Annotated in this window: 12 protein-coding genes; 7 read left to right on the top strand and 5 right to left on the bottom strand. The window is 71.0% G+C overall.

The genetic code is table 11. The features are described 5' to 3' along the window. The first annotated feature begins 104 nt into the window (after nt 1-104). Together FJV41_RS30435 and FJV41_RS30440 are read left to right on the top strand one after the other, a co-directional pair. The gene (locus FJV41_RS30435) at nt 105-2,210 is read left to right on the top strand and encodes a chloride channel protein (RefSeq protein WP_246137524.1); all 2,106 of its coding nucleotides are present in this window, start codon (nt 105-107) and stop codon (nt 2,208-2,210) included. A 99-nt stretch (nt 2,211-2,309) separates the two neighbouring features. Next, a complete protein-coding gene (locus FJV41_RS30440) occupies nt 2,310-2,834 on the top strand; it encodes a GNAT family N-acetyltransferase (RefSeq protein WP_141646089.1) in 525 nt (174 codons plus the stop codon). A gap of 11 nt (nt 2,835-2,845) precedes the next feature. Here FJV41_RS30440 and FJV41_RS30445 read toward each other — a convergent pair whose 3' ends face one another. Beyond that, on the bottom strand, nt 2,846-3,388 hold the full coding sequence (locus FJV41_RS30445) for a peroxiredoxin (RefSeq protein ID WP_141646090.1): 543 nt from the start codon (nt 3,386-3,388) through the stop codon (nt 2,846-2,848). Nucleotides 3,389-3,436: 48 nt separating this feature from the next. Next, complete coding sequence (locus FJV41_RS30450) at nt 3,437-4,720, bottom strand: amidohydrolase family protein (protein ID WP_141646101.1); 1,284 nt, start codon at nt 4,718-4,720, stop codon at nt 3,437-3,439. A 149-nt stretch (nt 4,721-4,869) separates the two neighbouring features. Between FJV41_RS30450 and FJV41_RS30455 the strand changes: the two genes are divergently transcribed. From FJV41_RS30455 to FJV41_RS30470, 4 genes are all read left to right on the top strand, one after another. Next, on the top strand, nt 4,870-5,118 hold the full coding sequence (locus FJV41_RS30455; protein ID WP_181791025.1) for a hypothetical protein: 249 nt from the start codon (nt 4,870-4,872) through the stop codon (nt 5,116-5,118). A gap of 110 nt (nt 5,119-5,228) precedes the next feature. Further along, a complete protein-coding gene (locus tag FJV41_RS30460) occupies nt 5,229-7,418 on the top strand; it encodes a protein kinase domain-containing protein (protein ID WP_246137525.1) in 2,190 nt (729 codons plus the stop codon). A 10-nt stretch (nt 7,419-7,428) separates the two neighbouring features. Then, complete coding sequence (locus FJV41_RS30465) at nt 7,429-8,439, top strand: CE1 family esterase (RefSeq protein ID WP_141646093.1); 1,011 nt, start codon at nt 7,429-7,431, stop codon at nt 8,437-8,439. 18 nt (nt 8,440-8,457) lie between these two features. Then, nucleotides 8,458-9,207: a carbohydrate deacetylase gene (locus tag FJV41_RS30470; protein WP_141646094.1), complete on the top strand. Its 750-nt coding sequence runs from the start codon at nt 8,458-8,460 to the stop codon at nt 9,205-9,207. A gap of 21 nt (nt 9,208-9,228) precedes the next feature. On the opposite strand, the gene FJV41_RS30475 is transcribed toward FJV41_RS30470, so the two are convergent. Beyond that, on the bottom strand, nt 9,229-11,151 hold the full coding sequence (locus FJV41_RS30475) for an ATP-binding response regulator (protein ID WP_141646095.1): 1,923 nt from the start codon (nt 11,149-11,151) through the stop codon (nt 9,229-9,231). A gap of 196 nt (nt 11,152-11,347) precedes the next feature. On the opposite strand from FJV41_RS30475, the gene queF reads away from it, so the two are divergent. Further along, nucleotides 11,348-11,704, top strand: coding sequence for a preQ(1) synthase (gene queF / locus FJV41_RS30480; protein WP_141646096.1), 357 nt, complete (start codon nt 11,348-11,350; stop codon nt 11,702-11,704). A gap of 43 nt (nt 11,705-11,747) precedes the next feature. On the opposite strand, the gene FJV41_RS30485 is transcribed toward queF, so the two are convergent. Together FJV41_RS30485 and FJV41_RS30490 are read right to left on the bottom strand one after the other, a co-directional pair. Continuing rightward, nucleotides 11,748-11,942: a hypothetical protein gene (locus FJV41_RS30485; protein WP_141646097.1), complete on the bottom strand. Its 195-nt coding sequence runs from the start codon at nt 11,940-11,942 to the stop codon at nt 11,748-11,750. Between the two features lie 18 nt (nt 11,943-11,960). Then, nucleotides 11,961-12,971 carry a serine/threonine-protein kinase gene (locus FJV41_RS30490; RefSeq protein WP_246137526.1) on the bottom strand — a complete coding sequence of 337 codons (1,011 nt, stop codon included), beginning with the start codon at nt 12,969-12,971 and terminating at the stop codon, nt 11,961-11,963. Nucleotides 12,972-13,141 lie beyond the last annotated feature (170 nt).

Raw genomic sequence — 13,141 nt, forward strand, 5'->3', positions numbered from 1 at the left:
GCTCGCCCCCTCGCGCCGTGTGGCCGCGAGGAGTGCCACCGGCCCGACAGGCCGCTCTCGAACGTTGAAGCTTCCCCGTTCGGGATGGGTTAGTGGGAGGACCAATGAATGTCGATGAACCTCCCTCTGGGGTGATGCCCCAGCGCGCGGTGTGGGTCCGCGCTCGGGAGCACTTGAGCCGATTCACGCACGCGGCGCTTCAAGCCTCCAACCGCCTGCGACTGCCCGGTCCGTCGGTGCTGCCCGTGGCGGGCGCGGTGGTGGGGCTCTACAGCGGCCTGGCCGCGGGCATCTTCTCCAACCTGATTGGCCTGGTGAGCGGGCTGACGTTCGGCGCGGCGGAGCTGGCGCACACGCTGCGCCGCAGCCAGTTGCTGACGTTGATGGACGCGTTCGGCTCGGCGCGGTGGCATCTGGAGTACGCCATCGTCGGGGCGCCGCTGGCGCTCGGCGCGCTGCTGCTGGCGCGGGTCATCGAGCCCGGAGGTCCTCGGGACGAGGTGAAGCGACGGCTGCGCCTGCTGGCGCTGCTGACGCTGGGCGCGCTGTCGCTCTACTACCCACTGGTGGCGCTGGCCGCGCTCAACAGCGTCTTCGGTCATCCCCACGCCCTGGCGGAGGCGATTCCGCTCCTGCCCTGGTGGCTGATGCTGCTGGCCCCCACCCTGGGCGGCGTGGCGGTGGGACGGCTGCTCCGGGACAGGCCGGAGACGCATGGCCACGGCGTCCCCGAGGTCGTCCGAGCGGTGAAAAGTGGCGCAAACGTGGTGCCCGCGGACCGGGGCCTGTTGAAGCTGGTGGCGTCCGCCATCACCATCGGCAGCGGCGGTTCGGCGGGCCGCGAGGGCCCCATCGTCTATGGCGGCGCGGCGTTCGCCTCCAGCGTGGGCCGGGTGCTCGGTTTCAGCCGCAGGGAGCTGTCCATCCTCCTGGCGTGCGGCGCGGGCGCGGGCATCTCCGCGTCGTTCAACGCCCCCATCGCCGGCGCGGTGTTCGCGATGGAAATCATCCTCCGCGAGTTCGAGCTGCGCGTCTTCTCGCCCATCATCCTGGCCAGCGTGGCGGGCACGCTGGTGAGCCAGGGTGTGCTGGGCGAGGCGCCCATGCTGCGCAGCGTGCCGTACGAGCTGGTGAGCGGCTCGGAAGTCCTGGCGTACGCGGTGCTGGGCATCGGCTGCGGCCTGCTGGCCTTCACCTTCGTGAAGATGCTGCACGGGGTGGAGCACTTCTTCCAGGGGCACATGGGAGGGAGGCTGTCGCCGTGGCTGGGCCGCAAGTCGCTGCCGTTCCGCGCGGGCCTGGGCGGGCTGTGCGCGGGGCTGATGGCCTTCGTCAGCCCCACGGTGTGGGGCAGCGGGCACGACTTCATCAACCTGGCGGCGGTGGGAAAGCTGCCCTTCTTCTTCCTCGTCACCGCCTGCGTGTTGAAGCTGGTGGCGACGGCCATCACCATCGGCTCGGGGGGCTCGGGCGGGACGTTCTTCCCCGCGGCCGTCATCGGCGCCATGGCGGGTGGAGCGTTCGGCACGCTGGTGCACTACTTCTTCCCGGCCAGCACCGGCCCCAGCGGGGCGTATGCGCTGGTGGGCATGGGCGGCGCGGTGGCGGCGCTCAACCGGGGTCCGCTCACCGGGATGATGATGATGTACGAGCTGAGCGGGAACCACGACATCATCCTCCCGCTGATGGTGACGTGCACCATCGCCTCCGCGCTGTGCCACTACCTCATCGAGCGCAACGCGCCCAAGGCCCCCAGCGACACGGACCTGCTGGAGAGCACGCCCGTGCAAGCGCTGATGGAGCACGTGGCGCCCGTGCCCGCGGGCCTGCCGATGCGGCCCCTGGCGGACCTGCTGCTCACCTCCGAGACGGGCGCGCTGCCGGTGCTGGACACCCACGGCGAGGTCTACGGCATCGTCCAGGTGGAGCAGCTGCGCGAGGTGTGGCGCGACGAGGCCATGTACCCGCTGCTGGTGGCCAGCGACCTGGCGCGCAAGCTGCCGCTCCTGGCGCCCAATGCCGACCTGGCCCAGGCGCTGCGCATCATGGACCAGGAGGACGTGGACTCCCTGCCCGTCGCCGCTCCCGAGGGCATCGCCACCCGGGGACTGCTGACGCGCGCCGCGGTAAGGCGCTTCCTCTTCGCCCAGCACGCCAAGGCCCATGCGCGCGGCGACAGCCCCGTCAGCGTCACCGAGGTGACGCACTGACGTGCGGGGCCTGGGGTCCGGGACACCCCCCTTTTACGAGGAAGGCTCGTCCTGTTCGTGGCGCATGGGATGGGACATGCTGGGCGCCCGGAGGCGTCCGTGGAGCTACTCCGTGCGAGTCCAGCCGAGCACCCACTGCTGCGAAACCTGTACCCGCTCTACCTGCACGACTTGAGCGAGTTCGGGGTGGAGTACCGCCTGGACCCACAGGGGCAGTGGGTGCCCAACTTCCTGCCCACGTGGCTCGCGGCCTCGGACGAGGTCCATCCGCTGCTGCTGCGCTGGGAGGGCCGCACGGTGGGCTTCGCCTTCGTGGCGCAGGCCCCCTTCCCGTACATGACTCCCGGGCGCGACTTCCGGATGAGTGAGTTCTTCATCCTGCGCGGCGAGCGGGGCTACGGCCTGGGACGGCGCGCGGCCATGGCCGTGTTCGACCGCTTCCGGGGCCTGTGGGAGGTGTCCCAATTGCCCGCCAACCACGCGGCCACCTCGTTCTGGAGGAAGGTCATCCGCGAGTACACCGGCGGCCAGTTCGAGGACAGCTACGTGGAGGACTCCCCGGCCCAGCTCTTCGACAACCGGGGACTGCCACCCCTTCGCCTTGGACCGCCCACGACGCGATAGCCGGGTGCGCGCTACGGCTTCGCCTCGGGAGCCGGCGACGGCTCCTTCGTGGCGGGCGGCGTCGCGGGCTTGCCCTGCGAGCACGAGGTGATGGCGCCCGCCGGGTCGATGGCGTCACCGCCGGAGTCCACCTTGAGGACCTTGCGCCCCTCGCCGACGACGAAGGTGTAGCGCTTGGACACCGTCACCAGCGGCATCTTCACGTCGTAGGACTCGACGACCTTGCCGTCCGGGTCCGGGATGAAGGGGAACGGCGCCTTCAGCTCCGCCTTGAAGCGCTTGAGCGTCTCCGCGTCGTCCGTGCTGAAGGCCAGCACGCGCCCCTGCAGCTTCTCGATGTCCGAGTGCCGGGCCGTGTACGCCTTGAGTTCCTTCGTGCACCCTCCCGTGAAGGCCTTGGGGAAGAAGGCGACGATGACGGGCCCCTGCTTCACCAGCTCCGACAGGATGTAGACCTTGCCGTCCGTGTCCTTCACGGTGAAGTCCGGGGCGGTGTCGCCCACGTTGGGGATGGCGGCGACCAGAAGCCCTGCGAGCAGTACGGGAGCGAGCATGCCGGGGATTTGAGCGGACCCGCCCCTCCCAGGCAAGCGACGCCCTCGCTACTTCGACTCGGCCATGCGCGCCCACACGGCCGCCGCGGCCTCGCGCGCCTGCTCGGCCACCACGGAGGGGTTCACGGACAGCGGGCGGCGCGCCCACATGCGCCACACCCCATCCACCATCACCGCCTCCACGTGCCGGCTGCCCAGGCCGAACACCACGTGCCACGCCAGGTTCTCCGCCGTCAGCGGCGTGGCCGGCAGGTAGTCGAGCACCAACAGGTCCGCCAGCGCTCCTTCCCGCATCGGCCCCAGCGGCACCCCGAAGTGCTGCGACACCAACCGATGCCCGTTCGCCAGGTAGCGCAGCACGTCGATGGGCTGCCCCGCCTCGCGCGAGCGCAGATACGCCGCCTGCGCCTCCGCGAACAGGTCCGCCGACACGCCATCCGCACCCAGCGTCGCGCGCGCGCCGAACTTCAGCGCCGGCGCATACCCCACCTCCAACCCCTGGTTGGCGCGCGGCGTGTGGACAATCCACGCCCCCGTCGCAATCACCTGCGCCAGGTCCGCCCACGCCAGGTGCCCCACGTGCGCCAGTTGGCTCCGAGGCGACAACAGCCCCGCGTCCAGGAGCCGTGGCACCGGCGAGGCCCCATGCCGCTCGTTCGACAGCCGCTCGTCCAGCGGGTCCTCCGCGAGCGGCAGGTGCAGGCCGGTGTTCGCCGCCTTCAGCGCCTCGGCGAGCCCCTGGAGCGCGTCCTGCCCCAGCGTGAAACAAGGCCCCGCGCCCACCTGGCCCCGGAATCTCCCCTTCGCCTTCTGCGCGAAGCCCACCGTCTCTTCCAATCCCTCTTCGCGCCCCACCGCTCCGCTGCGGTCCGACACCGCGTAGGCGAGCACGCCGCGCACCCCCACCTCGTGGAGACCTCGCGCCAGCCGCACCAGCGAGCCCGACACCGCCTTGGGCGAGGAGTGCAGGGTGCACACCGTCGTCGTGCCGCACTGGAGCGCCTCCAGGCCGCCCGCGCACCCCGCCACCTGGACGGCGTCCAAGTCCAGCGCGTCCTCGTAGGGCCAGAGCACCTTCTCCAGGATGTCCTGGTAGGTCTCCATCGCCGTGTTCGGCATGCCTCGACCCAGGACGGCGTGCAGCCGGTGGTGCGCGCTGACCAGCCCCGGGAAGACGAGCTTGCCGGAGAGGGCCACCACCTCGTCGTCGGCCTCGGGCGTCAGGTCCGGCCCGCGCGCCACGATGCGCTCTCCTTCGACGCGCAAGTCCACGCGTTCCACCACCGCGGGCTCCAGCTCGACGACGTAACCACCCTTGAGGACGGTGCCCAACATCCCTCCGAGGAACGAAGAACGAAGAACGAAGCGCGTGGCGGGTCAGCGCGGCGCGAGGTTAGCACTCCACCCGACCCATCGCGCGAGCCTGCAGATGGCGCGCCCACACCCCGCGTAAGGCCCACCGCACCCCGCGCGACGTGGCGGTGCGCAGCGGGGCCCCGGAGCGTCACGGGGTCGAACCCACCCCGGAGCACCTCACCGCCACCACCGCGCCAGGGCCCGCCCACGCCCTCCATGCGGGCACGTCCATGGGCTTCCGCGATGGCGAGGGTGATGCGGCGGCCGTGGTGGAAACCCACACCTGGCCAAAGGCCCGCGAGCCACGGTGGCGCATGCGCCGGGCGGCCGAGTTCGGGACGGAGACGGGCAGGCTTCCCCCCTCGAACTTCTGAGGGGGGACGCGGGGCGGCTCTGCACATAGACTGGCGCCATCTTGGAGTCGGGTCCGAACACCTATTGGGTCGGTCGCTATCGGCTGTCCGCGCGTATCGCGACGGGCGGCATGGCCGAGGTGTACCTGGGGCGCCGCTTCGAGGATGACGGCGCCCGCGGGCCCGCGGTGGCGGTGAAGCGGCTGATGCCGCACCTGGCCTCGGACCGGCGCGTGGTGCAGATGTTCCTCAACGAGGCGCGCATCACCGCGCAGGTGCGCCACCCCAACGTCGTCTCCATCCTCGAATTGGGCATGGAGGGCACCGAGCCCTTCATCGCGATGGAATTGCTGGAGGGCCGCTCCTTCGCGGAGCTGCGCCAGGAGGCCGCGGAGCGGGGCCAGCGCGTGCCGCTGGGCATCACCCTGCGCGTGCTGGTGGAGGCCTGCCGGGGCCTGGACGCGGCCCACCGCGCCGTGGACGAAGCGGGGCGGCCGCTGCGCATCGTCCACCGCGACTTCACCCCGGACAACATCCATGTGGGTGTGAATGGCGCGGTGAAGGTCATCGACTTCGGCATCGCCAAGGCGGACGCGCTCGGTGCGGGCACGGAGCCCGGCGTCCTCAAGGGCAAGTTCTTCTACATGTCGCCGGAGATGATCGCCGGCAAGCCGGTGGACCACCGCGCGGACCTCTTCGCCGCGGGCGTCATGTTGTACGAGCAACTCTGTGGCCGCAGGCCCTTCACCGGCATGACGGCCGAGGAGGTGCTGGGCCGCATCGCGGAGGGGCGCGCCCGGCCTCCCACCGCGTTCGACCCGTCCGTCCCCGCCGCGCTGGAATTGGTGTGCCTCACCGCGCTCCAGAGAGACCCGGCCGCGCGCTTCGACAGCCTCGAGTCCTTCATCGACGCCATCGAGGCCATTGGAGGCCAGGCCGAGGTCGCCACCGGGGAGCAGGTGGCCGCGTACGTGGACACCCTCTTCCCACCGGACCGGGACCCGAAGCGACAGGCCCTGCGCCGCGCGCGGATGGCCGACCCGTCCCATGGCGGCACGCCGCCGATTCCTCGCGCCTTCGACCCCAACGCCGCGCCCCACAACGCCATGACGGTGCCGGCCGCGTGGCCCAAGGTCTTCCTGCCCGACGTGGGCGCCACCCTCCACGGCGGCGAGCCCCCGGACTCCGTGCGCCCGCCCACGCCCACGTCCCCGGGCTCCACCGAGGCCGCCACCGTCACCGGCTTCCGCGCCAGCTCTCCGGGCGTGGTGCCGCCGTCTCGACCTGGCTCCGCGACGGACTCGACGCCCCCCGCGCGCAACCCGACGGACTCGACGCCGCCCACGCGCAACGACTCCGGCATCACCCAGGGCGGCCCTCGACGTCGCTCGCGGTGGGGCCTCGTGCTGGGCGGAGTGCTCGGACTCGCGGCGCTCGGCGCCGGAGGCACGTGGTACCTGACGCGCACGGAGTCGTCTCCGACGGAGCGGCTGGCGAAGGCACAGGCCGCCGACGCGCCCACCGCGAAGGTTTCGCTGCTCTCCGGCCTGGGCGAGGACACTCGCGCCACCGCCGAGGAGCTGGCCCAGGCGGGGACGGTGCTGCTGACCGCGGGCGCACACTTCAAGGCGCTGGAGCTGGCGGAGGCCTACGTCGCGCGCTTTCCGAAGGACGTGGAGGCGCACCTGCTCGCGGCCCGGGCGGCGACGGAGCTGAACCGGGGCAAGCGGGCCGAGCGCGCGTTGGACGAGGCCCTCACGCTGGCGCCCAAGGACCTGCGCCCCTCGCTGATGCTGGCGGACCTGCGCGAGCGCCAGGGCGACCTGCCCGGCGCGGTGGCGGCGCTGGCGAAGGCGTATGCCCAGAAGCCGGGGGTGGCGCGGGTGGCGCCTCGCTACGGGCGGATGCTGTCGCAGAATGGCCGGCTGGACGAGGCCGCCTCGGTGCTGTCCGCCTGGACGCGGGAGCATGACGACGCGGCCAGCCTGGCGGAGCTCGGCTTCGTGCGCTTCCGGCAGGAGCGCGTGGACGAGGCCGCCGCGCTGCTCAAGCGCGCGTTGCGCAAGGACGGCAAGCTGGCCGTGGCTCACTACTACCTGGGGGCCGTCCTCTTCCGTCAGGGCGACAGCACGGGCGCCGAGCGCGCCTATCGGGAGGCGGACAGGCTGGCCCCGGAGGACCCTCGAGCCCTGGCGGCGCGATGCCAGCTCCATGCCCATGGTGGCAATGAGACGGCCGTCGCCGAGGTGAAGCGTACGCTGGAGGAACGATTCCCCGAACGGGCGAACGTCCTCGCGGCAGAGTGCAAGGCGGGGAATTAGCTTCCCGCCCATGCGCCTCGTGCTCGTCGCCCTCATCCTGGGGGCGCTCGGCTGTTCATCCTCCCTTGCCTCGCGCCCGGAAGACCCGGGCGACACCGGCCCCGAGCCCTCCAACGAGGAGCCCTCCGTCCCGGAGCGCGCGTCCTGCACCGGACTCTCAGAAGGGCCCGGCACCCACGAATGGACAGTGAGCCACGCCGGACGGGCGCGGACCTACCGCGTCCACGTGCCCCCCGGCTACGACGCCACGCGGCCCACGCCCACGGTGGTGGCCTTCCATGGCTTTGGCTCGAACCCCGAGCAGTTGGAGGTCCAGACGGGCCTGTCGACGCTCGCGGACACGGAGGGCTTCCTCGTCGTGTACCCGCGCGGGCTGAGCGCCCAGGAGATTTCCGGCGGCACCTCTCCCCCGCGAGACAACACCCGGGGCTGGAACGCGGGGGCGTGCTGTGGGACGGCCCAGATGTCCAACATCGACGACGTGGGCTTCGTGGACGCGCTCCTGGCGGACCTGGACACCCGCGTGTGCGTGGACCCGCGCCGCACCTTCGCCACGGGCTTCTCCAACGGCGGCTTCTTCTCCTACCGGCTGGCCTGTGAGCGCGCGGGGCGCTTCGCCGCCGTGGCGCCCGTCTCCGGAATGTCGCCCCTGAATGGGTGCCGCCCCTCCCGCCCGGTGCCCGTGCTGCATATCCATGGCACGGCGGACACCGTCATCCTCTACGAGGGCGGCAACAACATCCCCTTCGGCCGCGCCTACCCCTCGGCCGAGGACTCCGTCCGGAGCCAGGCGGAGCGCAATGGCTGCGGCGGCGCGGTGGTGGAGACGTACCGCCAGGGGGACAGCACTTGTAGCGCCTTCACCGGATGTTCTCCGGAGAACGCCACCGCGTCGCTCTGCACCGTGCGGGGCGGCGGACACACCTGGCCTGGCAGTCCGGTCAGCGCGGGCAACCCCACGCAGGACCTGAACGCCACGCTCGAGGCCTGGCGCTTCTTCCAAACCCGGCCTCGGCCCTGAAGCGCAGGAGAGTTCTTCGTGAGCACACGCGCCCTCATCATCAACGCCGACGACCTGGGGTATGACCCCGCCGTCACCCGAGGCATCCTCCAGGCCATGCGCGACGGCATCGTCTCGTCGGCCTCCCTCCTGGTGAACACCCCGTTCTCCGAGGCCTCCGCCCACGAAGCCGAGGGCCTGTCGCTGGGACTGCACCTGAACCTGGCCCGAGGCACCCCGGTGGGGAGCGACTTCCCGCGCGAGCTGCTCGGGGCCAATGGGAACTTCGTGGAGTCGCGCGCCGCCAGCATGCCCGCCGAGGTCGTGGAGGCGGAGACCCGCGCGCAGCTCGAGCGCTTCACGGCGCTGACGGGGCGTCCCGCGACCCATGTGGACGTGCACATGCACCTGCACCTGCAGCCCACCGTGCTGGAGGGACTGTCCCGCGTCGCGAGGGAGAAGAAGCTGCCGGTGCGCTCCATCGACTCCATCATGCGCCACGCGCTCAAGGCGCAGGGCATCCCCACCAACACCCACTTCCTGGGCGACACGGGCTCGGATGCGTACTGGACGCTGGAGCGCCTGGAGGCGGAGCTGGTGTCGCTGCCCTCCGAGGGCATCATCGAGTTGATGTGCCACCCGGGCTACCGGCCGGAGACGGTGAAGAGCGGCTACGGCGCGCAGCGCGAGGTGGAGCTGGCCACCTTCCAGAACCCTCGTGCGCGAGAGACCCTGTCGCGCCTGGGAATCACTCCCGTGGACTACCGGGTCCTCACGCCCGCGAGCTGACGGCCTCTTCGCCGCGCGCGCCTAGAGTCGGGGGCCGAAGCCCACGAGCGGCGGCGAATCGCCCACGGCGGGCGTCCCCCCGGAGGGCCTGCGCCGCTCCCGCGTGAGCACGTTGCGCACGCGCGCCACCAGCTCATCGGCGACGTACGGCCGCGTGCACAGGGACGTCTCCTCCTGCGCCCACCACGGCCGCGCATCGCCAGCCAGGAGGATGGGCACCGGCCGCGCGCGCGGCAGCGTGGCGAAGGTCTCCAGGAACAGCCCCGCCTTCCCATGCGTGACGGAGGTGGAAAGCACGATGAGGTCCACCGGCAGGTGCGTGGCCCGCCGCAGCGCCTCCGCGCCGTCCCGCGTCGTGAGCACCTCGAACCCCTCCGCGCACAACACGCGCTCGGCCAGGGCCTCCTGCGCGGAGTCCTCGTCGAGCAGCAACACCCGCCGGGGCAGCCGCTTCACCTCGTGCGACGGCATGCGCGGCAGGCTCATCGTGAAGGTGCTGCCATGGCCCTCCGCGCTCGCCAGCGACAGCGAGCCCCCGTGCAGCCGCGCGATGGAGTGGCTGATGAACAGCCCCAGCCCCAGGCCTCCGAAGTTGCGGTGCGACACGTTGCGCGCCCGGTAGAAGCGCTGGAACACCTGGGACTGGTCCGCGCCGGGGATTCCGATGCCATGGTCTCTCACGTGGATGCGCGCCTCCCCCGCGAGCCGCTCCACGCACACGGTGATGGGCTCGCCCGGCGGGCTGTACTTGTGCGCGTTCTCCAGCAGGTTCACCAGCACCTGCTCCAGCCTGTCGCGGTCCCCTCGAACCCAGACGCGCTCTCGGGGGACCTCCACCGCGAAGGGCCTGTCGAAAGCCGCGCGGAAGTGGTCCACCACCTCCGCCACCAGCTGCCCCACCTCTAGCGGCGCCAGGTCCAACGCCAGCTTCCCGACGTCCAGCCGCGAGGCGTCCAGCAGGTCATCCACCAGCCCCGCCAGCCGGTCCACCTGCCGCTTGGACTTCAGCACCGTGGACAGCTCCAGCGGCTGCCCCGCGGTGAGCCGCTTCTCCATGGTGTACAGGCCCAGCTTCAGCGGGGTGAGCGGCGTCTTCAGCTCGTGGCTCGCGATGGACATGAACTCCTCGCGCACCTGGAGCGCCGCCTTCGCCTCGCGCAGGAGGCGCGCGTTCTCCACCGCCACCGCGAGCTGGTTGGCCGCCGCCGTCCACAGCTCCAGCTCCCGGGCGGAGAACGACGTGCCCTGCTCCTTGTAGAGCAGCAGCAGCCCCACCGTCCGGCGCGGCGCGCACAGCGGCACCGCCGCGAAGATGGAGCCCAGCGAATCCCCATACCCCCGCTGGATGCCCAGCTGCGCCTGACGCAAGGCCATGGCCTGTCGGAACGGGTCGTCCTCGGGGTCGAATGTGTCCTCGGGAGACTCCGTCCCCGCCAGGTCCGACACCGCCGAGCGCCGCAGCTCCGAGCCGTCCTCCTCGCGCAGATAGACCTCCGCGCGCCGCACCTGGGCGCAGCGCACCAGCGCCACGACGGCCGCCGCGCAGACGGTGTCCACCTCCAGCGTCTCGCCCACGGCCCGGGCAATCTCGCGCACCGCCAGCGAGAAGGCGCCCTCGTCATCCACCCCGGAGGGCTCCACCACCAGCCAGGCGCCGGGGGACTCCGCCTCCCTGCCCGGCTTCACCTGCACTCGCACCTGGTGCAGCTCGCGGGTGATGACATGGCCGGTGTGCGGGCGACCCTCGCGGATGGCGAGCTCCACGGCATCCAGGCTCCTCCCGCGCTCGAGCACGTCCAGGAGGCTGGTGCCCGGGCGCAGGGTCATTCCCGTCTTGCGGGCGAAGCCGTCCTCACTCCACTGGACGCATAAATCGGGTCCAACGCGCACCAGGGCTTGAGGGAGACACGAGAAGGCTTCTTCGGCGTCGAGGGGAAGCGTCATGTGCTCGGGAGGTGGCGGGGGGCCTGCTCGGGATTATGAACCCCGCTCCGAGCGCGCAACCGGCCCGCCCCCCGCATTCCCCGCTGGTGGACGACCGCCGCGTTGAGGGGCCGACAGAACCCTCCGGAGGCAGCCTGGAGGGCTGGGGCCCACGTCGTGGATGACACGTAGCGATGGTGTGGTAGACGACACCGCCATGCCTTCGCAGCCGACCAAGGAACTCCAGACCTTCCCCAACCCGGCGCCCGAGCGCGATTACGAAATCGCGTTCGACTGCCCGGAGTTCACGTGTCTGTGCCCGCTCACCGGGCAGCCGGACTTCGCCCGGTTCAAGATTACGTACGTCCCCGACCAGCTCTGCATCGAGCTGAAGAGCCTGAAGCTCTACATGTGGGCGTACCGGAACGAGGGGGCCTTCCACGAGAAGGTCACCAACACCATCGCCGACGACATCATCAAGGCCATCCAGCCGCGCAAGCTGACGCTGGTGGGTGACTGGTTCGTGCGCGGCGGCATCGGCACCATCGTCACCGTCACGCACGAGAAGAAGTAGCCGGATGGAGGAGGGAGCGCCGCTCGCACGGCGCTCTCGCGACTCACTCCACCTTGTCGAAGATGGCGTCGGCGTTCTTGTTCAGGTCCGTCTCGATGCGGTCGGCGGCCTTGTGCACGTTCTCCAGCTTGCGCGCGGCGGCCGCTTCAGGGTCCGTGCGCGCCGGGCGGTTGAGGACGTACCAGGCCGCCGCGGCGAGAACGCCAATGCCCAGCACGAAAGTCACGATGCGTCCCATGGACTGCCTCCTCCCGCCTCAGCGGGTGAGTTGCTGAACGAGCGGCGCCCACTGCGCCTGGGTGAAGTAGAGGCCGGTCCCCGCCGCCGAGGCGAGGATGAGCGCGACGAGCGCCCACTTGAAGGCGCCGCCGGAGCGCGAGCGCGAGGTGTCGAAGACCTCCACCGCCGCGTCCAGCTCCTGGGGCCGCAACAACTGCTGCGCCTCCGTCTCCGTCAGCTTCTGGCGGTGGCGCAGGAAGGCGACCAGGAGCCCCGCATGCGACACCTGGACTTCCTGGGCGAGGAAGACGTCCAGCTCGCGGCGCATGGCGGCGGCGTCCGGGAAGCGGTCCTCCGGCTTCACCTCCATGGCGCGCTGGATGATGCGCACCAGGGGCATGGGCACGTTGGGCGCCACCTTGTTGAGCGGCGTGTACTTGCCGTCGCGAATCTTCGCGAAGACCTCGCCCGCCGTCTTGCCGTGGAAGGGCCGGGCGCCGGAGAGGGCCTCATAGAGCAGCACGCCGAGCGAGAAGATGTCGGTGCGGCCATCCAGCGGCGCGCCCGTCACCTGCTCCGGGGACATGTACGAGGGCGTGCCCACCGCCATGCCCGCCTGGGTGAGCGCCTCCAGCCCCACGTCCTTGGCGATGCCGAAGTCCATCAGCTTCACGTCACCGGACTTGGTGAGCATGACGTTGGCGGGCTTCAAGTCGCGGTGGATGATGTGGCGGAAGTGCGCGTGGTCCAGCGCGCTGGCGATGCGCGCGGCGATGACGCCCGTAACGTCCGGCGGCAGCGGCCCTTCCTTGATGAGCGTGTGGAGGGTGGGCCCGTCCACCAGCTCCATCACCATGAACATGCTGTCGTTCTTCTCCACCAAATCGTAGAGGGTGACGATGTTCTGGTGACGGAAGGCGGCGAGCGCGAGCGACTCCCGGCGGAACCGGGACAAGGTTTCCCTGTCTCGCTTGCCCTCCGGCAGCAGTTCCTTGATGGCGACCTCGCGCTGAATCATCTCGTGGAGGCCGCGATACACGACGGCCATCCCACCTCGGCCCAGCTCTCCGAGCACTCGATACGCGCCAATCTTGCGATGACGGACGGCTTTCTCTGCGGCAGGCACGGGCGAAGGGTACAGAACTGGACGCGGACCGTCGATGTCTCACGTGGCCACCCCCGGCGCCGGCGGGTCTGGACCATGGGCTCCCCCCCGAT

Source organism: Myxococcus llanfairpwllgwyngyllgogerychwyrndrobwllllantysiliogogogochensis (assembly GCF_006636215.1).
Taxonomy (GTDB): Bacteria; Myxococcota; Myxococcia; order Myxococcales; family Myxococcaceae; genus Myxococcus; species Myxococcus llanfairpwllgwyngyllgogerychwyrndrobwllllantysiliogogogochensis.